The sequence below is a fragment of the Bacillus sp. XT-2 genome, from assembly GCF_025696525.1.
Classification (GTDB): domain Bacteria; phylum Bacillota; class Bacilli; order Bacillales; family Bacillaceae; genus Bacillus; species Bacillus halotolerans.
The window spans coordinates 115,535-138,055 of the sequence record NZ_JAHVOC010000008.1 but is presented as its reverse complement, the minus strand read 5'-3'; the positions used below and the strand labels follow the sequence as shown (position 1 = coordinate 138,055).

Annotated in this window: 26 protein-coding genes; 7 read left to right on the top strand and 19 right to left on the bottom strand. The window is 45.7% G+C overall.

Annotated elements, in window-relative coordinates:
• Window positions 1-98: 98 nt before the first annotated feature.
• The 3 genes from KXD37_RS19150 to KXD37_RS19140 form a co-directional block, all read right to left on the bottom strand.
• On the bottom strand, window positions 99-419 hold the full coding sequence (locus KXD37_RS19150) for a YuiB family protein (RefSeq protein WP_024122715.1): 321 nt from the start codon (window positions 417-419) through the stop codon (window positions 99-101).
• A gap of 50 nt (window positions 420-469) precedes the next feature.
• Complete coding sequence (locus tag KXD37_RS19145; protein WP_024122716.1) at window positions 470-613, bottom strand: YuiA family protein; 144 nt, start codon at window positions 611-613, stop codon at window positions 470-472.
• A 174-nt stretch (window positions 614-787) separates the two neighbouring features.
• Window positions 788-2,008, bottom strand: a complete 1,221-nt coding sequence (locus KXD37_RS19140) for an NAD(P)/FAD-dependent oxidoreductase (protein WP_049809958.1) — start codon at window positions 2,006-2,008, stop codon at window positions 788-790.
• A gap of 330 nt (window positions 2,009-2,338) precedes the next feature.
• Here KXD37_RS19140 and yumC point away from each other — a divergent pair, with 330 nt between their 5' ends.
• A complete protein-coding gene (yumC, locus tag KXD37_RS19135; RefSeq protein ID WP_024122718.1) occupies window positions 2,339-3,337 on the top strand; it encodes a ferredoxin--NADP reductase 2 in 999 nt (332 codons plus the stop codon).
• A 40-nt stretch (window positions 3,338-3,377) separates the two neighbouring features.
• On the opposite strand, the gene KXD37_RS19130 is transcribed toward yumC, so the two are convergent.
• Complete coding sequence (locus KXD37_RS19130) at window positions 3,378-3,518, bottom strand: hypothetical protein (protein ID WP_024122719.1); 141 nt, start codon at window positions 3,516-3,518, stop codon at window positions 3,378-3,380.
• A 279-nt stretch (window positions 3,519-3,797) separates the two neighbouring features.
• Here KXD37_RS19130 and guaC point away from each other — a divergent pair, with 279 nt between their 5' ends.
• The gene (guaC, locus tag KXD37_RS19125) at window positions 3,798-4,778 is read left to right on the top strand and encodes a GMP reductase (protein ID WP_106019496.1); all 981 of its coding nucleotides are present in this window, start codon (window positions 3,798-3,800) and stop codon (window positions 4,776-4,778) included.
• Window positions 4,779-4,831: 53 nt separating this feature from the next.
• Here the strand turns inward: guaC and KXD37_RS19120 are convergent, their stop codons facing one another.
• The 4 genes from KXD37_RS19120 to KXD37_RS19105 form a co-directional block, all read right to left on the bottom strand.
• Window positions 4,832-5,194 (bottom strand): HesB/IscA family protein, encoded by a 363-nt coding sequence (locus tag KXD37_RS19120; protein WP_010331733.1) that lies wholly within the window; start codon window positions 5,192-5,194, stop codon window positions 4,832-4,834.
• 78 nt (window positions 5,195-5,272) lie between these two features.
• Entirely contained in the window at window positions 5,273-6,127 is an 855-nt protein-coding gene (gene dapF / locus KXD37_RS19115; RefSeq protein ID WP_095713996.1) for a diaminopimelate epimerase, read from the bottom strand.
• 122 nt (window positions 6,128-6,249) lie between these two features.
• Complete coding sequence (locus KXD37_RS19110) at window positions 6,250-7,464, bottom strand: NupC/NupG family nucleoside CNT transporter (RefSeq protein WP_024122722.1); 1,215 nt, start codon at window positions 7,462-7,464, stop codon at window positions 6,250-6,252.
• 136 nt (window positions 7,465-7,600) lie between these two features.
• Entirely contained in the window at window positions 7,601-7,837 is a 237-nt protein-coding gene (locus KXD37_RS19105) for a YuzB family protein (protein ID WP_010331736.1), read from the bottom strand.
• A 263-nt stretch (window positions 7,838-8,100) separates the two neighbouring features.
• Here KXD37_RS19105 and KXD37_RS19100 point away from each other — a divergent pair, with 263 nt between their 5' ends.
• The gene (locus KXD37_RS19100; protein WP_024122723.1) at window positions 8,101-9,168 is read left to right on the top strand and encodes an NAD(P)/FAD-dependent oxidoreductase; all 1,068 of its coding nucleotides are present in this window, start codon (window positions 8,101-8,103) and stop codon (window positions 9,166-9,168) included.
• A gap of 20 nt (window positions 9,169-9,188) precedes the next feature.
• Here KXD37_RS19100 and KXD37_RS19095 read toward each other — a convergent pair whose 3' ends face one another.
• Window positions 9,189-9,515: a YuzD family protein gene (locus tag KXD37_RS19095; protein ID WP_024122724.1), complete on the bottom strand. Its 327-nt coding sequence runs from the start codon at window positions 9,513-9,515 to the stop codon at window positions 9,189-9,191.
• A gap of 101 nt (window positions 9,516-9,616) precedes the next feature.
• Here KXD37_RS19095 and KXD37_RS19090 point away from each other — a divergent pair, with 101 nt between their 5' ends.
• Window positions 9,617-9,952, top strand: coding sequence for a NifU family protein (locus tag KXD37_RS19090; protein ID WP_174754433.1), 336 nt, complete (start codon window positions 9,617-9,619; stop codon window positions 9,950-9,952).
• A 39-nt stretch (window positions 9,953-9,991) separates the two neighbouring features.
• Here KXD37_RS19090 and KXD37_RS19085 read toward each other — a convergent pair whose 3' ends face one another.
• The 5 genes from KXD37_RS19085 to yutH form a co-directional block, all read right to left on the bottom strand.
• Window positions 9,992-11,968, bottom strand: coding sequence for a S9 family peptidase (locus KXD37_RS19085; protein WP_263463694.1), 1,977 nt, complete (start codon window positions 11,966-11,968; stop codon window positions 9,992-9,994).
• A gap of 108 nt (window positions 11,969-12,076) precedes the next feature.
• Complete coding sequence (gene thrB / locus KXD37_RS19080; protein ID WP_101860004.1) at window positions 12,077-13,006, bottom strand: homoserine kinase; 930 nt, start codon at window positions 13,004-13,006, stop codon at window positions 12,077-12,079.
• On the bottom strand, window positions 13,003-14,061 hold the full coding sequence (thrC, locus tag KXD37_RS19075) for a threonine synthase (protein WP_024122727.1): 1,059 nt from the start codon (window positions 14,059-14,061) through the stop codon (window positions 13,003-13,005). Before thrC ends, thrB begins: the two co-directional genes overlap by 4 nt.
• Window positions 14,061-15,362 (bottom strand): homoserine dehydrogenase, encoded by a 1,302-nt coding sequence (locus tag KXD37_RS19070; protein ID WP_106019499.1) that lies wholly within the window; start codon window positions 15,360-15,362, stop codon window positions 14,061-14,063. Before KXD37_RS19070 ends, thrC begins: the two co-directional genes overlap by 1 nt.
• Before the next feature lie 204 nt (window positions 15,363-15,566).
• Window positions 15,567-16,580 carry a spore coat putative kinase YutH gene (gene yutH / locus KXD37_RS19065; RefSeq protein ID WP_106019931.1) on the bottom strand — a complete coding sequence of 338 codons (1,014 nt, stop codon included), beginning with the start codon at window positions 16,578-16,580 and terminating at the stop codon, window positions 15,567-15,569.
• 153 nt (window positions 16,581-16,733) lie between these two features.
• On the opposite strand from yutH, the gene KXD37_RS19060 reads away from it, so the two are divergent.
• Window positions 16,734-17,234: a phosphatidylglycerophosphatase A gene (locus KXD37_RS19060; protein WP_024122730.1), complete on the top strand. Its 501-nt coding sequence runs from the start codon at window positions 16,734-16,736 to the stop codon at window positions 17,232-17,234.
• Window positions 17,235-17,260: 26 nt separating this feature from the next.
• On the opposite strand, the gene nucF is transcribed toward KXD37_RS19060, so the two are convergent.
• The 3 genes from nucF to KXD37_RS19045 are packed head-to-tail and all read right to left on the bottom strand — an operon-like array spanning window position 17,261 to window position 18,795.
• A complete protein-coding gene (nucF, locus tag KXD37_RS19055) occupies window positions 17,261-18,031 on the bottom strand; it encodes a 5' nucleotidase NucF (RefSeq protein WP_044158995.1) in 771 nt (256 codons plus the stop codon).
• A gap of 29 nt (window positions 18,032-18,060) precedes the next feature.
• On the bottom strand, window positions 18,061-18,495 hold the full coding sequence (locus tag KXD37_RS19050; protein ID WP_105953817.1) for a DUF86 domain-containing protein: 435 nt from the start codon (window positions 18,493-18,495) through the stop codon (window positions 18,061-18,063).
• Between the two features lie 24 nt (window positions 18,496-18,519).
• Entirely contained in the window at window positions 18,520-18,795 is a 276-nt protein-coding gene (locus tag KXD37_RS19045) for a YutD family protein (protein WP_003228682.1), read from the bottom strand.
• Window positions 18,796-18,907: 112 nt separating this feature from the next.
• On the opposite strand from KXD37_RS19045, the gene KXD37_RS19040 reads away from it, so the two are divergent.
• On the top strand, window positions 18,908-19,537 hold the full coding sequence (locus KXD37_RS19040) for a YhcN/YlaJ family sporulation lipoprotein (RefSeq protein ID WP_101864115.1): 630 nt from the start codon (window positions 18,908-18,910) through the stop codon (window positions 19,535-19,537).
• A 15-nt stretch (window positions 19,538-19,552) separates the two neighbouring features.
• Here the strand turns inward: KXD37_RS19040 and lipA are convergent, their stop codons facing one another.
• Entirely contained in the window at window positions 19,553-20,449 is an 897-nt protein-coding gene (gene lipA, locus KXD37_RS19035) for a lipoyl synthase (RefSeq protein ID WP_010331747.1), read from the bottom strand.
• 237 nt (window positions 20,450-20,686) lie between these two features.
• Here lipA and lytH point away from each other — a divergent pair, with 237 nt between their 5' ends.
• Entirely contained in the window at window positions 20,687-21,667 is a 981-nt protein-coding gene (lytH, locus tag KXD37_RS19030; RefSeq protein WP_106019502.1) for an L-Ala--D-Glu endopeptidase, read from the top strand.
• A gap of 27 nt (window positions 21,668-21,694) precedes the next feature.
• On the opposite strand, the gene yunB is transcribed toward lytH, so the two are convergent.
• The gene (yunB, locus tag KXD37_RS19025) at window positions 21,695-22,462 is read right to left on the bottom strand and encodes a sporulation protein YunB (protein ID WP_106019503.1); all 768 of its coding nucleotides are present in this window, start codon (window positions 22,460-22,462) and stop codon (window positions 21,695-21,697) included.
• Window positions 22,463-22,521 lie beyond the last annotated feature (59 nt).

Sequence of the window (22,521 nt, the reverse complement as noted above, 5' to 3'; positions counted from 1 at the left end):
TCTCCTCCGAATCATTGTTCCCAAATAGCGGGAGCAATATTCAAAACGGTGAATGCGCTGAAGGCACAAAAAAAGCTTTCTTTAGAAAGAAAGCGGCATTAAAACATCTGATATCCTCTTTTTCTGAGCATGTTGATCGCTATGCCTGAGACAATGGCGCCGGCCAGACCGCTGGCTAAAATCAATACATCTGCAGCAGCTAACGATACGATTCTCTGAAACAGGCTGGCAAAGGATTCGCCTGGCGATTGGATATAGCTGATCAGCTTTTCCTTGCTGATTATAAATAGGCATACAATCGGATAAATCACAGCCATAATCCAGGACATTCTCAGCAGCATGTTTAATAAGAAACCGATTCCAAAAAACAAAACAAAAAATAAAACAATTGAGATGATAACGACTGGCAGACTAATCAAAACCCCACCCCCTGCGTTACTTTTAGTGTACCGCGGGGGCTTTTAAAAAGTCAACGGCTGGAAAATGAATGACTGTCTTTACCTGTCCCCTGACATGACGGACAAGTTTCTGAACCGCCGAGGATTAATTGAAAATACCCTTTCCCTGAGCAAAACGGGCATGCCTGTGAAGCGGTTGTCGTTGCGGTTTTCATCTTAGCATCACCTTTTTCTTAATTTTCAGATAATAATACCATACCAAGCTGTCAATGATAAAGTCAGATCATGTGACAAATCTTTTGATGTAAGCGGAAACATTTTTATTTTGCTCTTGTTCTCTTTTTATTTTGACGTTTTTTAATAAAACAAAACCCGCGGAGAGCGGGTTTTTAGAAAAACTTAAATTTGCCTTTTTTCAGTGTGAGTCCGAGTCCGCCGATTAAAAACAGCGAACGGTTATCGATGACTTTTTTCATAAAAGAAGCCGGGGTGCCTTTCAGTTTTCTTCCGTACACGACTCCGACCGCATTATGCTCGCCGAGAGAAGCCACCGTTCCTTTTATGTCAGGTTTGAATTCTTCAAGCTCGCCGCCCTTAATGAGTTTTGCAATGTTTTTAGCGACCGTAGTCCCTTGCTGCATCGCGATTTGGGCGGTCGGCGGATAAGGACGGTCAGTGTCTTCATTGATAAACAGCGAGCTGTCGCCGAGAATAAACACGTTGTCATGTCCGGGCGCGCGAAGATCAGGATTGACTTTCACCCGGCCGCGCATATTTTCAAAGCCGGCTTCTTCCACAATCGGATGTCCGCGGACACCTGCCGCCCACACCACCGTTTGCGATTTGATTTGCTCGGGCTCCTCATCTTTTTTGCCGACTGTGACTCCTTCTGAGGTACACTCTTGAACCGCCGTGCCGATTTTAAACTCAACGCCATTCTCCTCAAGATAGTGAACAGCATAATCGACAAGCTCGGGATCAAAGCCCGGCAATACGGTCGGCGCTGCTTCTACGCAGATAATGCGTACAAGGCTTCTGTCAACGTCATACTCCTTGCAGAGCTCCGGCACGCGGGCAGCCAGTTCGCCAAGAAATTCAATACCCGTAAACCCGGCTCCCCCGACAACGATTGTTAACCTGTCCGGCCTTTTTTCAGCTTCGATGTTGTAAGTCGCAAATTGCAGCTCAATATGTTCCCGAAGCACTCGAGATGTATTGATATTGGCGATCGGAAACGCAAATTCTTTTAAGCCTTTAATGCCGAACGTTTCAGGTACCGCTCCGAGGCCGATAACTAAATAATCGTACTGCAGCTCTCCATTGGCAAGCACAACTTTCTTCTCGTCTATTTTGATTGCCTTCACGGTATCCTGTACAAAATTGACACGTGACTGGTTGATTACATCTTTTATCTGATAACGGCAGCGGTCATGATGGAGCGTACCGGCGCTCGCTTCGTGCATCCATGTCGTTTCGTAATGATAATTGTGTTTATTCACAAGCGTAATATCAGCATCATTCGGACCGACATGCTTCGTCAGCCTTGTCACTGTCATCAATCCGCCATAACCTGCACCTAAAATCACGATTTTGGGCTTATTCAATGCCATCACATCCACCTTCTCTTTTTTTTGCTGTTAGACGCATATAAAAATCATCATTTGTGTTATCTTCAGCTTATTGGCAGGATTTTATGAAATATATTGAAAAGTTTTTTGTGAAGTCCACACCCATAGCACTACTATCATGTGTATCCGGCTGGTTCATGAAACATTCAGAAAAAAGATGAATTCATTTTTTTCTTATCGTATCGGCCCGCGGGCATATGATCAAGAATGAATGCGCATACAATGCACTCGCAAATTTTTCTGCTGACTCGTCAATTTTAAGAGCAATATGGTATAATTAATAACAATTTTCATTTAGGAGGCAATTTTCGTATGCGAGAGGATACAAAGGTTTATGATATTACAATTATAGGCGGGGGACCGGTCGGCTTATTCACCGCTTTTTACGGAGGCATGAGACAGGCAAGCGTCAAAATTATCGAAAGCCTGCCTCAGCTTGGCGGACAGCTTAGTGCCCTGTACCCTGAGAAATATATATATGACGTAGCAGGATTCCCGAAAATCCGCGCCCAAGAGCTAGTGAACAACTTAAAAGAGCAAATGGCGAAATTCGACCAAACCATTTGTTTAGAGCAAGCGGTTGAATCTGTTGAAAAACAAGCAGACGGCGTGTTTAAGCTTGTGACAAACGAAGAAACCCATTACTCTAAAACGGTCATCATCACTGCAGGAAACGGCGCATTCAAACCAAGAAAGCTCGAGCTTGAAACAGCCGAACAATACGAAGGCAAAAACCTTCACTACTTCGTTGATGATTTACAAAAATTCGCCGGCAGACGCGTTGCGATTCTGGGCGGAGGAGATTCAGCGGTTGACTGGGCGCTTATGCTTGAGCCAATCGCAAAAGAAGTTTCCATCGTTCACCGCCGCGATAAATTCCGCGCGCATGAGCACAGTGTGGAAAACCTTCACGCATCTAAAGTGAATGTCCTGACTCCATTTGTTCCGACAGAGCTCATCGGAGAAGACAAAATCGAGCAGCTTGTGCTTGAGGAAGTGAAAGGCGAGCGCAAAGAGATTTTAGAAATCGATGACTTAATTGTCAACTACGGCTTCGTCTCATCTCTTGGACCGATTAAAAACTGGGGACTTGAAATTGAGAAAAATTCCATTGTCGTCAAATCAACGATGGAAACAAATATCGAAGGCTTCTTCGCAGCAGGTGACATTTGCACATACGAAGGAAAAGTCAACCTGATCGCAAGCGGCTTCGGCGAAGCACCGACAGCTGTTAACAACGCGAAAGCTTACATGGACCCGAAAGCTCGCGTACAGCCTCTGCACTCTACAAGTCTTTTTGAAAATAAATAATAAAAAAAGGAGTTTGTGTCAAGATGACACAGCTCCTTTTTTATTTAAAGATATTTATATAATTCATCGCAGTTCCGATAACCAGCGCAATCACAAGGGCTGCTACAACCCAGATCGTGGCCATGATAATGCGGTCTTGGATCTTTTGGGACTTCGGTGTTTGTTCTTCGTTTTGAGTCATCTCCACTCGCTCCTTTCACATATCCATGTCATAAAGAAAGCCTGGTGCTGTAGGACCAAGCTGTGCTGAACTTATATATTAGCGTTTTATCATCCGCTCTATGAGATCATTCGTTAAGACTATGATACCCAAACTCATCCTGAATGACAAGCTTCCGCACCTGAATCACATCCATCATCAGATAAATCGTTTGACATCCTCCCTAAAACAGAGTACATTATACAAGGCGAACATTTGGTATATATTCATTATAAATATTCGTATTTAGGAGTGGATTCTATGGAAAATGTGTTTGATTACGAAGATATTCAACTAATTCCTGCAAAATGCATTGTGAACAGCCGTTCTGAATGTGATACATCCGTACGTTTAGGCGGACGTACATTTAAATTGCCCGTCGTTCCTGCCAATATGCAGACGATTATAGATGAGAAACTTGCGGTTTCATTAGCCGAAAACGGCTATTTTTATGTGATGCACCGCTTTGAACCTGAAAAACGGATTGACTTTATAAAGGACATGAACGCACGCGGCCTATTCTCTTCTATCAGCGTTGGGGTCAAAGATGAGGAGTATGCATTTGTCCGTCACTTGGCAGAAGAAAATCTGATCCCTGAATACGTGACCATCGACATCGCTCACGGACATTCCAATGCCGTCATTGAGATGATTCAACACCTCAAAAAACATCTTCCGGACAGCTTTGTCATCGCGGGAAATGTCGGAACACCGGAAGCGGTCAGAGAGCTCGAAAATGCCGGAGCGGATGCCACAAAAGTCGGCATCGGACCGGGAAAAGTATGTATAACGAAAATTAAAACCGGTTTCGGCACAGGCGGATGGCAATTAGCCGCGCTGCGCTGGTGCGCAAAAGCCGCCAGCAAACCGATTATCGCGGATGGCGGAATCCGCACCCATGGCGACATCGCAAAATCAATTCGATTCGGCGCTACCATGGTCATGATCGGTTCACTATTTGCCGGACACGAGGAATCACCGGGACAAACCATTGAAAAAGACGGAAAGCTCTACAAAGAATACTTTGGCTCAGCCTCTGAATATCAAAAAGGCGAAAAGAAAAATGTCGAAGGCAAAAAAATGCACGTAGAGCATAAAGGCGCAATCATGGATACGCTGATTGAAATGGAACAGGATCTTCAATCTTCTATTTCTTATGCTGGCGGAACTAAGCTGGAGGCTATCCGCAATGTGGATTATGTCATCGTGAAGAATTCGATTTTTAATGGAGATAAGTATTAAAAATAAAAAAAGCCAAGTCAGCGGCTCGCCGCTTGACTTGGCTTTTTCTATTATTAGCACTCTTCTGGTTTACCTGCATTCGTCGCTGTCCTGAAAGAAGAACCGCAGCCGCATGAGGCGATGGCGTTTGGATTATCGATGGTAAAACCGCCGCCAAGCATGGATTGCTTAAAGTCTATAATAGTGCCGTTCATGATATCAAGGCTTTCTTTGTCAACGAGAACAGTAATGCCGTGCTCCTCAAACATACTGTCTGCTTCGCTTTTTTCATGCTCAAAGCCCATTCCGTATGAAAGACCGCTGCAGCCGCCGCCTTTAACGCCGACACGCAGAAACGCGTTTTCTTCTTCATGCTCTTTCATCATATCTTTTATATGCAAAGCTGCTGCTTCTGTAATTGTTACAGGGTTGCTCATTAATGTGAACCTCCTTTTAGAAACCGGATGTTGTCTTTTATTATAAACTTGATCGGCTCATTTCTCAAACTAGCTGTTTTATAAAAAATAGACGCCCTCACAAACAGTCTCTGCCGGACCTGTCATCATCACATGGCCGTTCTCTTTCCAATTAATGACCAAATCTCCGCCCGCTAAATGAACCGTAATGTCTTCATTTCGTCTTGATACGCCGTTTAAAACAGATGCGACAGCCGCTGCACAAGCGCCTGTTCCGCAAGCCTGTGTGATGCCTGATCCCCGTTCCCACACGCGGAAGTGCAGTTCATGCTCATTCACGGTTTCCACAAACTCGACATTCACACCTTCCGGAAATCTTGGATCTTTTTCAATCACCGGTCCCAGTGTCGTCAGCGGTGCCTGTTCAATATCGGCAATCGGAAAAACGATATGCGGATTGCCCATGGAAACCGCGGTGCCTTTTAGTTCAGCTTCGCCAAATGTCATTGTTTCATTAATGGTTTGCTCCTCACCGCCGCCAAGCATCGGAAGCTCGGCTTTTGTCAGACGCGGTTCACCCATATCGACAGTGACAACATTCACTTTTCCGTTTTCAGCTTGAACCTCTGCTTTCACAAGCCCGGAGAGGGTTTCAATCAGAAAAGATGTTTCCTCAACCAGCTTATGCTCATACGCGTATTTTGCAACGCAGCGCAAACCGTTGCCGCAGTTTTTCCCTTCAGACCCGTCATTATTAAAAATCCGCATTTTGACAGGTGCTTGATCTGAAGGACATATGAGGATCATTCCGTCGGAGCCGATCCCTGTATAAACGGAAGACACTTGAACCGCTATTTCAGACAGTTGTTCTTCCGGCAGTTGTTCTTCAAATTGATTCACGTATATATAGCTGTTTCCAAGTCCGTGCATTTTGGTAAATCGAAATGAGTTCATAGATGCCTCCAACTTTTTCTCTTTTTCTTAGTATAAAAGCTATTATAAACGGACACAATACAATTATCCCCCGTTTTTCATACATAAAAGCTCCTTGCAATGACGCAAGGAGCTTTTATCTTTTATATGAACATGCCGGCAATAGCCGCGCTCAGCAGATTGGCTAATGTTCCCGCCAGAACAGCCTTTAACCCGAGGCGTGCGATATCTGAGCGGCGGCTTGGCGCTAAACCGCCAAGCGTACCGAGCATAATCGCAATCGAAGAGAAATTTGCGAACCCGCATAACGCAAAACTGATAATCGTAGCGGTTTTTTTAGAAAACTCGCCGATGTGCGGACCGAAGTTAGAATAAGCGACAAACTCATTCAGCACCAATTTCTGGCCGATAAAGCTTCCGGCATGCAAGGCTTCATGCCATGGCACACCAATCATAAAGGCGATTGGAGAAAACACATAGCCGAGGATAGATTCTAATGTGACATCTTTTAAACCGAACAAACCGAAAACACCGCCGAGAATACCGTTGACCACGGCGATTAATGCGACAAATGCAAGCAGCATCGCCCCAACGTTCAGCGCAATTTGCAGACCTGTTGACGCACCCTTTGCAGCTGCGTCAATCACATTGGCCGCTCCTTCGCCTTCATCCATTTTGAAATCGCCTTTTACTGTTTGCGGCGTTTCCGTTTCAGGAATGATTAATTTTCCGAAAACCAGACCCGCAGGAGCGGCCATGAAGCTCGCCGCGAGCAAGTATTCAATCGGAATACCGAGAAGGGCGTAGCCAAACAAAGTTGAACCCGCAACAGCCGATAGACCGCTCGTCATAATTGTAAACAGTTCAGAGCGCGTCAGTCCTGCAATGAGGGGCCTGATCACTAACGGAGATTCCGATTGCCCTACAAAAATATTAGCAGCAGCCGCAAGAGATTCCGTTTTGCTTGTCCCAAGAAGTTTCGACAATCCGCCGCCAATCACACGGAAAATGAGCTGCATGATTTTCAAATGATATAAAACTGCGATCAGTGCTGAGAAGAAAATGATAACAGGCAGTACACTTAATGCAAACGCCGGGCTGTCGCCGACTTTTAAAAGCGGCCCAAATATGAAACTGATGCCTTCATTCGCATAATCAATCAGAAGCTGTACACGGCTTGAAAACCATAAAAAAACAGCGCGTCCCGCTTCCCATTTCAACACGATGTATCCAAACGCCACCTGTATACATAAACCAACGATGACGGTTCTTATTCTAATATTGCTTTTCTTTTCTGAAAATAAAAACGCGATGGCGATTATCCCAACTGCGCCGAGCAGTCCCCAAAGAACATTCATGAATACACCTACACCTCTTAAAATTTATTTAAAACAAATCTTTTATACGATAACAATAATATTTTTTGATGTCTACACATTTTTTCAGTACTTTTGTACCGCAAAATAAAAAAGGGCCTGAGACAGGCCCTTTTCTTCAAAACATTGGGTTTTCTTCAATAAATGTATATATATTCTCAACAAGCTCAGCAGGTGTTTCACCCGTAACGACTTCTCCGTTTACTAGAGCGAATAGTGATTCCATACATTTCCCGCAATAGCTTAAACAGCCGTATTCAAGAACATCCAGATTCGGATCTTTCTCTAAAATCGCTCGGGCTTCCTGAGAGCCGTGAGCCAGATTGCTGACACAAAATTCAATCATTGGATTCATGCGGTTTCACCTCACATATGAACATTATCGCGAATTTTTCACTATTCGTCAAAGACAACGAACGCATTAAAATTTATTATCGTAACATATCATTCCTGCAATAACGTTTTACTAATTTGTGTTTTAAGGCTAATTTGTAGGTTATTTTGAAACTAATATTGTGATTTTAGATCAAATTCGATATAATTCTAGATGTTATTTTACAAAGTTCGTATTTTTCATCAATGTGTCTATCATACTCTTCGGGTTAAAGGGGAATTCAAATGAAAAAATTGGTCTTGATCGGCGGAGGTTACGGAAACATGCGTGTTCTTCATCGCTTATTGCCCAACCAGCTGCCTCATGATGTTTCAATCACGTTAATTGACAGAAATCCTTATCACTGCTTAAAAACAGAATATTATGCCCTTGCCGCAGGCACAATTTCTGACCACCATATCAGAGTGACGTTCCCAGAGCACCCTCGCCTGGATGTCGAGTACGGCGATATTTCATCAATTGATATTGCACAAAAACAAGTGCTGTTCCATGACCGCGAACCGATTTCTTACGATGACGCAGTGATCGGGCTCGGCTGCGAGGATAAATATCATAACGTGCCGGGAGCGCCCGAATTCACCTACAGCATTCAAACCATCGATCAGTCCCGCGAAACCTATCAAAAGCTGAACAACTTATGCGCCGAAGCGACTGTTGCCATTGTCGGAGCAGGCCTTAGCGGCGTTGAACTTGCAAGTGAATTAAGAGAAAGCCGTGACGATCTGAACATTATTTTGTTTGACCGCGGAGATCTCATTTTATCAAGCTTTCCCGAGCGTTTGAGCAAATATGTGCAAAAATGGTTCGAAGAGCACGGTGTCCGCATTATTAACAGGGCAAATATCACAAGAGTAGAAGAAGGCGTTGTGTATAACCACGATGACGCAATTTCCGCAGACGCCATCGTATGGACAGCCGGCATACAGCCGAATAAAGTCGTCAGAGACTTGGATGTGGAAAAGGACGCACAAGGCCGTGTCGTGTTAACCCCTCATCACAATGTCCCGGGTGATGAACATCTGTACGTTGTCGGAGATTGTGCCAGCCTTCCTCACGCACCGAGTGCCCAGCTGGCAGAAGCTCAAGCTGAACAGATTGTCCAAATATTGCAAAAACGCTGGAATGGTGAAGCCCTTCCTGAATCAATGCCTCAGTTTAAGCTGAAAGGCGTTTTAGGTTCACTCGGAAAAAAAGCCGGCTTCGGACTTGTTGCTGACCGGCCGCTGATCGGCCGTGTTCCGCGTTTGCTGAAATCCGGCTTGCTGTGGATGTACAAACACCATAACGGATAATAGCAGAACCGCTGATGAAGTCAGCGGTTTTCTGTATAACCGTATCTCTCCATTTCCTCATATACATCCTTCAATTTCGGATTGCCTTCTCCGACAATTTTATTTTCTACGAGGACGAGCGGATAAAAATATTCGTCATTTCTGATTTTTTCCGCAAGCTGTTTTACGTTTTCGACGTCAGGCGGCTCGTAAATGTCGATGTATTGGATTTCAAAAGGCTGATTCGGATATTTTCTTTTCAGCGCAGCCTCAAGCCATTCATATGTATCTTTAGCCGTCGGCATATTGACACAGCTTGCACAAACGGTTTCTGCCCCATATACGCTGAGCATGACTGTTTTGGTCATTGATAAGTGCCCCCATTTCTCTGCATTACATTCTTTCTATTAAGTATACAGAGACAAAAGACGTTTTTATAGAAAAAAACCGTTTTTGTGTTCAAGTCTGAATGTGCTATAATAATGGGAGCAATTCTGCAAACCAAACAATAGATTTTTATTGTTACACTGAATATAATGGTTTTATGACGACGAAAGGAGCGAATGTCATGACTGAAGTTGAAATGAAAGAACAGGTGCAGGAAGTACTGGACAAACTTCGTCCGTTTTTACTTCGTGACGGCGGTGACTGTGAGCTTGTAGACGTTGATGAAGGTATTGTTAAGCTTCGTCTTCTAGGCGCGTGCGGCAGCTGCCCAAGTTCAACAATTACGCTGAAAGCCGGAATTGAACGCGCTCTTCTTGAAGAAGTGCCTGGTGTAATTGAAGTAGAACAAGTCTTTTAATAAAGCAGCCAGGCTGATATTTGATCAGCCTGGCTTTTTTTATGAGAGATATTGGTCAAACCATGAGCTTATATAGGCCAGGCGCTTGATCCGCTGTCCCGGGTGTCCGCTGCGTGACAAATTATGCGACGCTTTCGGAAAACGGACCAGCACGGTTTCCTTGTCCATTTTTTTCAAGGCAATAAAAAGCTGTTCAGCCTGTTCAATCGGGCACCGGTCATCACGTTCGCCATGAAGAATTAAAAGGGGCGTCTCCACGTCTGCCGCATATTTTAAAGGGGAACGGTCCCACAGTTTTTCTGTATCGGTAAACATGTCATGCTCAAGCTGCCAGTCCGTGAAAAAATAGCCGATATCACTAACGCCGTGAAAGCTGAGCCAGTTTGAAATCGAACGCTGAGTGACAGCTGCTTTAAAACGATTTGTCTGCCCCACGATCCAGTTGGTCATAAAGCCTCCGTAGCTTCCGCCTGTGACCCCTATCCGCTCGGCATCTATCTGCGGGTCTCTTTTGATCGCCTCATCCACTGCCTGCATCACGTCCTGATAGTCTTTTCCGCCGTAATCCCCTCTGACTGCGTTCACAAATTCCTGTCCGTAGCCATGGCTTCCTCTTGGATTTACATAAACCACTGCATATCCTTTCGCCGCCAGCACCTGAAATTCGTGAAAATATGTATGCCCGTACATCATATGCGGACCGCCGTGTATATTGAGAATAAGCGGATAGTTTTTGCCCTCTGCAGCCTGAGCAGGTTTCATCAGCCAGCCGTTCACCGTCATTCCGTCTTCTGTCACATATTGAATGTCTTCAGGTAACGAAATGAGGTGCTCGTCAACAAATTTGTCATTCGCATCAGTCAGCCGTTTTTCTTCCTGTCCAAGCGGAATGCTGTATAGCTCACTAGGTCTGCCAGGCTTTGTCACACTGGCAATAAAGCTTTGTTCGTCAGGATGAATGGAAAAGCTGTTGATATATTCTTTTTCTAACCGAATCGGATATACGAGTCCTTCTATAGAAACATAATAGATTCCCGTGCTGCCTTGTTCTGTGCCGATGACATAAAACCCTTGACTGTCTTTTGTCCAAACCGGGCGCTGTTCAGCTCCTCCTATCAGTGAGTCTCCAATCAACGCATCCGCTAAGTGAACGTCCAGCATATCAGTGAGACACGTAAGGCGGTCTAGCTCTATATCATAAAGCCACGCTTTTTCTAGCGTTGCATTCCGATATTCCTGTTCATGCCCAAGCAAAGCAAGGTACCTTCCGTCCGGCGAAAAAGAGCTGGGTCCGAATGAGCCGCGATGAGAGGTAATCAGCTTGAGATCTTCAGTCTCCAGCGATACCATGCAGACATCGTGCGGCTTGCTGGCATCATCCGTTTCAGTCAAATTAGCCGAAAAAACGAGAGATTTGCCGTCAGGAGAAAAAGCCGGATCGAAGTGGTCAGCTTTTTCATTAGTCAGCTGTTTTACCTCACCAGACTTCACGCTGACAAGCACAAGCTGCGCATACGCGCCTCTCGTCAGCCCTTTTCCATCCCGTTTATAGGCTAAACCATGCACTTCAACCGGTTCAAAGCTGTCGGGTTCCGTTTTCTCTTGATCATAAACACTTTCTTCATCTCCCAGGCTGACCGTGACAAGCACTGACTCTCCATCCGGAGACCATACCGGCTGAGACACGCCATACGGAATATCAGTCAGTTTTTTTGCCTCACCGCCTTCAGCGCTCATTATATAAAGCTGAGACACATCGCCATCACGGTCAGAAACAAACGCAATCTGGCGTCCGTCCGGAGACCATCTAGGATCAGTGCTTCGCTTTTCTCCGTATGTCCAAGAAGCGGACGTCCCGCTATCCGTATCATATACCCATATATTTGATGTATATGAATCTTTCTCTTTGTTTGCTTGTGACTTCACATAAGCCGCACGCTTGCCGTCCGGGGCGTATTGAGGGTCTGTCACCGAGACAATGGCTGTCATATCTTCGGCGGTCATCAGCTTTTTCATATCAATCTCCTCCTTTTTACATGTATTTCGTTTTTCTAAATAAAAATCCCTTTATATCAGGAAGAAAAAAAGCGTCCTCCGCTGACACTGAGGAACGCTTGGAATGAACTATACACTTTTCACTTGATAGAAAGGATTTCGCTCTATTATACTTCCCTCTTTCGGAACGGTCAAAGCGTCGACTTCACAATGCGGGAAATGAAGTGCGAGCTGCTCTTTCAGCGCTTCTCCTTTTCCTTTTTCGGTCATGACGAGAATCGTCGGGCCCGCTCCGCTGAGGGCAGTTCCATAAGCGCCTTTCATCTCGGCAACATGCTCCACTTTAGACAATTCCGGGACAAGCATCGCCCGATACGGCTGATGGAACATATCCTTTTTCATGATTTTTCCGACGAGCGGCCAATCCTTTGACATGATCGCCGCGATGAGAATGTTGCTGACGGCGCTGGCTTTTACAGCGTCCGCATATGGAAACTCTGCCGGGAGCACGTCCCGCGCGTCTCTTGTCAGCACCTCGTAAAAAGGAATGACAACCACAACATCAATGTCGGCATCCGGCACGCGGATCATTTGCGTCTCGTCGTCTTCATGCAGTCCGATCACAAGCCCGCCGACGAGAGAAGCGCCTGCATTGTCCGGATGTCCTTCTTCAAGGCTGGCTAAATGCAGCTTGTCTGCTTCGGAGAGCTGTAAACCGCATAATTCGTCTGCCAGTTCTATAGCCGCCACTATGGCCGCAGCACTGCTGCCAAGACCGCGTGCAAGCGGGATATCGCTCCACACTTTCACATGTGCAGGAGGCATTGCTTTTCCGTACATATCTGCCGTCCGTTTCGCCACTTGATAGATCATATTATCTGTACCCGCCGGGATTCCGGCGACTGTTTCTGTTTCAGCTTCAAAAGACCATTGATCGCTTTCAAAGACGGTCAGCTTTAAATACCTGCTGAGCGCCATTCCGACTGAATCAAAGCCGGGGCCTAGGTTAGCCGTGCTTCCTGGAACAGTGACAGAGAACAGCATGTCGGCATCGTTCATACACGGGCCGCTCCTTTTAAGTATTCGAGGATGCTGTCTTCATCAGTCGGCAGGGTGACCGGCTTCATTTCAGAAATGTCGACCGCTGTGTTCGGGTCTTTCAGCCCGTTCCCTGTTAACACAGCCACAACCTTGCTGCCTTTCGGAATTTCTCCGGATTTTACTTGTTTCAGCACACCTGCAATAGATGCGCAGGAGCCCGGTTCTGCAAACACGCCTTCTTCACGGGCAATCAGCTGATACGCATGAAGAATTTCATCGTCAGTGACTTCGTCAATTTTCCCATTGGACTCCTCAGCCGCTTTTACAGCTTTATCCCAGCTTGCCGGGTTTCCGATACGAATCGCTGTTGCCACTGTTTCCGGGTTTTCAATGACTTCGTTGCGGACGATCGCAGCTGCACCTTCCGCTTCAAAACCGCGCATTTTCGGAAGGCCAGTGCCGTTTTTCTCATGATATTCTTTGAAGCCCTTCCAGTACGCTGTGATGTTTCCCGCGTTTCCGACCGGAATCGCCAAAACGTCCGGTGCTTCGCCCAGCTGTTCGCATACTTCAAAGGCAGCTGTTTTTTGGCCTTCGATGCGGTAAGGGTTGACCGAGTTGACAAGCGCGATCGGTGATTTTTCACAAATTGAACGGACAATTTTAAGGGCATCGTCAAAGTTGCCGTCGATCGCAATGATTTCAGCTCCGTACATGACTGCTTGAGCGAGCTTGCCAAACGCGATTTTCCCGTTCGGGATGATGACAATACATTTCATATCGGCGCGGGCTGCATAAGCAGCCGCAGCCGCTGATGTATTTCCGGTTGACGCGCACATAATCGTGTCGTTGCCTTCTTCTTTCGCCTTTGCCACCGCCATGACCATCCCGCGGTCTTTAAAAGATCCAGTAGGGTTTACGCCTTCTGTTTTGACATGGAGCTCAATCCCGAGCTGTTCAGACAGCTTCGGCAAATGAATGAGCGGCGTATTGCCTTCATGTAACGTAAGCGCCGGTGTTTGATCCGTTACGGGTAAAAACTCTTTATATTGATGGATAAGTCCTTTCCACATTAGCTCCAACCGTTCCCTTCTACACGATATGTGCTTTTGACTTCTTGAACGACTTCCAAATCATTTAAGTTTTGCAGGATATCACTGAAATCAGCTTCTGATGTGTGGTGTGTGACGATGACGATTTCTGCTAACTCATCATGCCCCTTAATCGGCAGCTGAAGAATTTTCTCAAAGCTGACGCCCCGTTCTGAGAACACAGACGTGATTTTCGAGAATGAGCCTACCTCATCCTTCACGTGAATTCTCAAGAATTGCTGTGCATAAATATCGGACGGCGACTTCATGTTTTTCTCATATTGCGGCGCAACAAAGCTGTTGCCGGTTACGCCGAGACGCATGTTTTTCATGACAGCAACCAGGTCAGACACAACTGATGTGGCTGTCGGCATGCTTCCCGCTCCCGGGCCATAGAACATCGTCTCTCCGACAGCTTCGCCATACACGTAGACGGCGTTATATTCATTATGCACGGCAGAAAGCGGATGGTGATCTGGAAGCAGCGTCGGCTGAACGCTGACTTCAATTTTGCTGCCGTCACGCTGGGCAATTCCGATCAGCTTCATTGTGTAGCCGAGGCGTTTGCTGAAGCTGATATCCTCGTCTGTAATCTGGGAGATCCCCTTCACTTTGACATCTTCCAGATCGACGTTCATTGAGAAGCCGAGACGCGCCAATATTGCCATTTTCCGTGCGGCGTCGAGCCCTTCCACATCTGAAGTCGGGTCAGCTTCGGCAAACCCGAGATCCTGCGCTTCCTTAAGCACTTCCTCGTAAGGGCTTTTCTCTTTAATCATTTTGGTTAAGATAAAGTTCGTTGTTCCGTTTACGATTCCCATCATTTTAGTAATCCTGTCTGATGAGAGGCCTTCCTCTAATGTGCGAAGAATTGGAATCCCGCCGGCAACGCTGGCTTCGAAGTAAATATCACAGCCATTTTCCTTTGCTTCAGCTAGCAGTTCAGAACCGTACACGGCCATTAAATCTTTGTTTGCCGTGACAACGTGTTTTTTCGATCTCAAAGCGTCAAGCAAATATTGCTTTGTCTGCTCAACACCGCCGATCACCTCGATGATGACATCAACATCTGGATCGTCGATCACATCATATACTTCTGTCGTGAGCACTTCCTTCGGCAAATCTACTTCTCTTTTTTTCTCTAAATCTTTCACAAGCACTTTTTTTATTGTAATTGGACAGCCCACCTGATGCATCAGCTTATCCTGATGGTCTTGAATAATTTTAACGACACCGCTTCCGACGGTACCTAAGCCTAAAAGCCCTACACGAATTGCTTTCAAAAAAACTCCACCCTTCTTCGGATTGTCCTCCCAAGAGAGACAATTGTTAACTCAACACAGACATATAAGTTACAAATATTATATAAGCCCATTTCTGTTTTGACAAGACAACAATCAGCTGAATTTTGCGAATGTAAACGCTTAACCAATTGATATGACAAGATTCTTTATTTTCTAATTATTTTTGTCGGATTTTCTCCTTCCTTACAAGCCGCCCTTTCCGAGCCAGCTGACAGGGGGGACAAAAATGTTCTGCGCTCTCATGTTCATAAACTCCTGGGCGGCATTCAGAAATTGTTCATAGCCCGAATCGCTGAGAATGTAGTCGAGCTGCTCTTCATAATAGTGCTTTTCCGATTCTGAAGAAATATAGTAGCCTTCCACGATTTCATAATAATGAAGCGGAAAAAGGAGACGGCTGTACAAAAGACGTTTCGAAAATGAAGACAGCGGTGTGATTTGCTCGTATTCCTGCAAAAAGCGAAAGCCCTGCCGGTTAAAATCATCACGATGATGCAAAAATGTGTGTCTCATATATTCGGCTAAATCGCGTGCAGCGTGGTCAAATACCCAGTCAGCCGGAATCCTGATAAGGGATTCAGAAGACCACGTATTTCTTTCCATCCTCTGATGGCATATTGTTCCTGAATCAGCCGCTTGCGGTTTGTCATCGAGCTCAGTATCGACTAAATATTGAATCGCGTTTTCTGACAGTCCTAAAAAATATGGAAACGATTCAATCATTTTTTTATCAAAGGGCTCGTGCGGAGGGGTATGAACCTTTCGCTGCCAAAACGCTTCAAGCTGATCAATGCGTTTTCCCCACAGGTCTTTCCACTGCCCGATTCTTCCGGCCTCCTTCACTTCGTACGGGTATCCTCTGCCCTTTCGATGAAACTCCGCCAGTTCTGTCCCTATGGAAAATGCCCGGTTTGAAAAAGGAGGAGCCGCCTTCAGCAGGGCATACGTTTTTCCTTCATGTTCAAAGGTCAGCTCGCCTTCTTTTGTAAAGATAAAAACGGAAACGTATGGGTCACTTTGTTCTTGTAAATACTGACTCATGTAATAAAGCTCCGCCAGCTCCTCATCTGAAAAATGGGAAACGGGAACAATCAAAAAGAAGGAATTCGGTGTTTGAAAGCATTGATACGTATGCTGATACATTGAAAGCTGCCTGATATGAATGCCGTATTTTTCTTTTATTGTGCCTTTCACAATGATCACCTGCCTGTTGAATTAGGGCTCATCACATCGTAGTCATACACAGGCGGAATTATGAATACATATTTTAATCCGACAAAGGAGCAAGAAAAAGTCGTAAACATCTCGTACGTTTTGTATAAACTAGTAAAAAAAGATTGGGTGAAGTTGATGTCAGATAAAGAACAAATCAGTCAGATGGAAGCCAAAGCAAGAGAACGGATGAAGGAGCGCGGCGTTGAGGTATCCGATATTGCCGAGCTTGTCTTTTTTCTGCAGAAAAAATATCATCCGGATTTAACCATGGATGAATGCACGTTGAATGTGAATCGGGTCCTCGCAAAGCGTGAGGTGCAAAACGCGATTTTAACGGGCATTGAATTGGACGTTCTTGCTGAGCAGAAAAAACTGTCTGAACCGCTGCAAACGATGCTGGAGATAGATGAAAGCCTATATGGAGTAGATGAAGTTCTGGCATTTTCCATCGTGAATATTTACGGGTCCATCGGGTTTACAAACTATGGCTACATCGACAAAGAAAAACCCGGTATCCTCGGCCGTTTAAATGATAAATCAACCGGCGAATGCCATACATTTCTTGATGACATTGTCGGCGCCATTTCCGCTGCGGCCTCCAGCAGGCTTGCACACCGCGCGCGGCATACAGAATAAAGGGCACCCTTTTGGGGCGCCCTTTTTTATATATGTTGAATCCACTCAGTCAGAGAATCAATAGCGTGAGTCGGTTTTTCCATATCGTCTGTCATATGCTCTCTTTTCGTTACGCCTGTGTGGACAAGCAGCGTATCCATCCCTGCATTAATGCCTGCCATAATGTCAGTCGCGTAGTTGTCGCCGACCATAAGTGTTTCGGATACATCAGTGCCGAGAACACGCATCGCCTGCTCCATGATGATGGATTCCGGCTTGCCGATAAATACCGGCTGCACGCCTGTGGATACGGTTAACACAGAGGTCAGTGAACCGTTGCCCGGCAGGAGGCCTCTTTCAGTCGGTATGGCAATGTCACCGTTTGTGGAAATAAAGCGGGCGCCATTTCTGATTGCGAGGCAGCCGACGGCAAGTTTTTCGTATGTAATCCCGCGGTCAATCCCTACAACAACAAAGTCCGCATCTTCCTCTGCAAAGGTCAGGCCATTTTCTTCAATCGCCTGGCGAATTCCTTCTTCCCCGATCACATACACAGACGCGTCTTTTTTCTGCTGGGCGATATGCTGGGCAGTCGCCATGCTTGTCGTAAAAACCTGCTCCTCTGTTGCCGGAATGTCAAAAGAGACCAGCTTGTCCGCCACCTGCTTCGGTGTGCGGGAAGAGTTGTTTGTCACAAAAAGATAAGGAATGCCGCGGTCTTTCAGCGTTCTGACAAATTCACAAGCTTCCTCGATTTTTTCTGTGCCGTTGTACATCGTTCCGTCTAAATCAATTAAATATCCTTTATATGTTTTCATTTTTAAACACTCCTGTGGCTTTCCTGTCGTTATTTAAACGCGGAAACAGGGCCCAGCTCTGTTTCCAAGTAGCTTCTGATTCGTTTCGGAAAGACTTGAAGGACCGCTAGATGCGCGGTGATCAGCTTGTAAAGCTCTGCACTGTCAGCGAGCTGGTATTGCTGAACCAATGTTTTTCGATACGCAATCAATTGCTTCAGCTCTGCCCCCTCTTCTTCCGTTACGACTTTTTCATCAACCAGTATGTCCATGATATCATCATAGCTGCCCGGGTCCCGCATAATAAAACCGTCAATCATGTCATTTCCTGTATCGAGAATGCATTCGATTAACAGGTGGCCGATGCGTTCAAGCGCGAGCCCCTCGATTTCGGATTTCCAGTCTGTTTGCGAATGAAACAGCGCCAGCTGACGCTCGAAGAACCCGAGTGTATGCTCTATCTTGTTTCTGTCAACAAAATACATGACAGCATCCCCTTTGTGTAATGGTTATTTTCTGATCCGTTTTAAGACAAAATACGCACAGCCGAAATTACAGTATTCGTAAATGTATTCGTCCAATGTGCTGATTTTCGTTTCAAAGGTCGCCTTTTGATTCTGGTCGTCAAAGAAGCCCTTGAGCCTGAGCTGGCCGTATCCCCAGTCTCCCACAATGTAATCGTATTTATTTAAAATATCGGAATAACGGGCTTTAAAAGCCTCTTCGTTGAAGCCGTCTTTGAAATTGTGCACCAGCTCAAATTCGGCATTTTGAATAAGAATCATGATCTCACCTCTTTTTCACTCATTCCTATCATAATTCATTGCCCCGTCCCCATCAATTGCTAAAGAATAATTCGTGTGATTTGGCTACCCTACACATAAGGAGGGATTACAAATGAAACGAACTGCTGTCAGCCTCTGCCTGATGACCGGGCTTTTATCCGGATGCGGAGGCGCAGGATTCAATAACGCTGAGCAGAATGCCCAGCATCAAAATGAAACCAGGCCCATTCATGTATCTGACCGCAATGAAGCTTTTAACAGGCATGATGAGAATGAACAGTTTGGTTATGTCCGCTATCAAAAAGAACAATTTGACGGCGAACAGCAGGAGACACCGGCGCCAGACCGTGAAGAAACCGCTCACATTATATCAAGCTTAACGGTTCAGCTCCCTCATATTCAAGATGCCGCAGCGCTTGTCACTGACCAAGAAGCGCTTGTCGTGTACAAAACCGATTCGAAAAACCGTGAGCTGACAGCTGATCAAGTGAAAAAAACGGCGGTTTCGGTGATTCCGCGTTACTATCATGTGTACATTTCCGACAATCCGAATCACATGCAGGCCATCAAAAATTACAGCAATCTCGGTTCCGGTTCAAGAGATGTCAGAGACATCATGTCGGGGACGATACAAGAAATGAAAACCTCCCCGCAAGGAAGCCCTGTCTCGGAAAACGAAAATGCCAATGGAGAAACACGCCAGGACAAGGAAACGAATAGGAATGACAAAAACGCCAGATGATCTGGCGTTTTGGCATTATGCTTGCGCTTGGCGTTTTTTAGATGCTTCGTTAACCTGTTCATCCGCATGGTAGGAGGAACGGACAAGCGGACCGGCTTCACAGTGGCTGAAGCCTTTTTGCATCGCGATTTCCTTCAATTCTGCAAATTCATCAGGGTGATAATATTTTTGGACTTTTAAGTGCTTCTTCGACGGCTGCAGGTATTGGCCGATTGCCATAATATCAACATTGTTTGCCAAGAGGTCGTCCATCACTTCGATAATTTCTTCTTTCGTTTCACCGAGTCCGATCATGATGCTTGATTTTGTCGGGATGTCAGGCTGCATTTCTTTCGCGCGGCGCAAAAATTCCAATGAACGGTCGTACGTCGCACGCGCACGGACTCTTGGCGTCAGGCGGCGAACCGTTTCGATATTGTGATTCAGGATATCAGGGCGCGTATCCATTAACGTTTTTAAGTTATCATAGTTTCCGCCCATATCTGACGGAAGCACCTCAATTGTTGTGAACGGGCTTTTTCTGCGGATTGCACGGACAGTTTCCGCAAAAATACCCGCACCGCCGTCTTTTTGGTCATCACGCGCAACAGCTGTGATAACCGCGTGTTTCAGATTCATCAGAGCGACGGAATCTGCTACGCGTTCCGGCTCTTGCAGGTCAAGCTCAGTCGGAAGGCCCGTTTTGACGGCGCAGAAACGGCACGCTCTCGTACAAACAGATCCTAAGATCATAAATGTCGCTGTACGTCTTACTGCCCAGCATTCATGAATATTCGGACATTTTGCTTCTTCACATACGGTGTGCAGATTGTTTTCCCGCATGAGTTTTTTGAGTCCTGTATAATTTTCATTTGTATTTAATTTGATTTTGAGCCATTCGGGCTTTCTGAGGTGTTCGTCTTTCTTTGCCAATTCCCATCATCTCCAATATCCAATATACTCAATTTCTGACACGAAACATTCTGAAAACGAGATAGGTGCAGTTTTTTCATTTCTGCAACAAAAATAATGTTTTTCTAACTAAAGAAAGTCTTTTCTTTAGACACTTTAACATAGGAAAAATTTCTCGACAAGGGAAGATGATTACTGACATTTTCTCGCCGGGTTGCCGCAAACTATGTGTATTCAATATTGAAAGGAGATTATTTTGTGAAAGTTGTGTTATCTGCCCTTCTTCTCCTTTTGTTTGCATTTGAACCTTTTGCGTCTGGAAAAGAGCTTTCAGATCCGGTGCTTTCTAAACGGATGGGATTATATCATAAAGTCGAGGCTGTGACGCAGATTCCTTGGTACGCGCTCGCCGCTGTTGATCAATACGAGGAGAATGTGCGGAGCAACAGAAAGGATCTGCCTGACAAAACGGGAATCATCAGCATCTATGTACCGGACGAGATCTGGAGCGGACCAGAAAATCCGAATCCGAAAGACGATGCGCCGTTAAGCATAAAAGTGTTTGACGGAATCGGAATGGACGGTGACGGCGACGGGAAAGCCGAGGTCAGCAATGATGAAGACATTCTGTATACATTCGCACAATATCTGCTGTCGTACGGCACAGATGAAGAGAATATCCGCATCGGGCTCTGGAATTATTACCGCCGTGATCAAACGGTGGGAATCATATCCGAGTTCATGAAGCTGTTTAAGGCTTACGGTCATATTGATTTGGGCGAGCATGCGTTTCCGCTTCCGATCAGAACGGATTACAGCTACCGCAGCACGTGGGGAGACGCCCGCGGCTTTGGGGGAAGGCGGATTCATGAAGGAACAGATCTCTTTGCCCACTATGGCCTTCCTGTTAAATCCACCTGTTACGGCGTCATTGAAATGAAAGGCTGGAACCGCTTTGGAGGATGGAGAATCGGCATCAGAGATATTAACAATACGTATCATTATTTCGCCCATCTCAATGGGTTTGCAAAGGGCATTAAAACAGGGCAGATCGTCGAGCCCGGCCAAGTGATCGGGTCAGTGGGCAGCTCAGGATACGGCCCGCCTGGCACAGCCGGAAAATTTCCGCCGCACCTGCACTATGGCATGTATAAGGATAATGGAAAAACTGAATGGTCGTTTGATCCTTATCCACATTTGAGAGCGTGGGAGCGCTATGAGTACAAGAAAAAGAAATGACGAAAGCCGCCTCATGAAAAGGCGGCTTTATTTGCTGTTTTTTTCATTTTTTGAATCATGGCTGTCTTCTTCTTTGCTGCTTGGAAGCTGGACAGAAGGCGTAACACCTGAACCGCCGCTTCCGTTATAAAATTGCGGCACTTCGCCCTGCACTGCTTTAATTGATACAGGAACATTATTGGTGACCACGGCCGTTTTGCTTGCGAACGGGATGATGACCTTCACTTTAATTTCTACGAAGATGCTGATATCAATAAGTGCGTTATTAATGCCGTATGGCTTTATTTTTGTTTTGACGTCCGTAAAGGCGTCACCGATTAAATTGAACCGGACCGGGATTTTCGGGCCGAGGTTTCCAAGAAGGCTGTTTCCTGTCACCTGTCCCAATGGGATGTTGATCATAATATTTTCACTGGCACCGCTGTGTCCAGTGTGGGTTTCCATCTCTTTCAGATGAGACTGAAGCTGCTTTGTCACCTTTGTTTTCACACTGTTTATAATCTGTGTATTAAAATCGATTGTCGTTAAATTTCCGTTTTCATCAGAATTCATTTGAAACATATCTTTCATATTTTCGCTGTCAGACATATAATCCTCAATCGAATCCTGAATCACCTCTGTTGCCACACGCTTCGTTTCCATTTCACCGATGCTCATTAATACCGGTTTAATAGAGCCGTTGATAATCCAAAGGCTGACTGTTGTTGATATGATAAAAAATACGAGTGACAGCAGCAGCACGTACCGGAAAGGCAAAGGTCCTCTCTTGCGAAGAGGGCCGCGATATCTTAGCAAGAAAATCCCCCCTTACATATCACAATGTATGCTTGTAAGGGGGGACATAGTAATAGCCG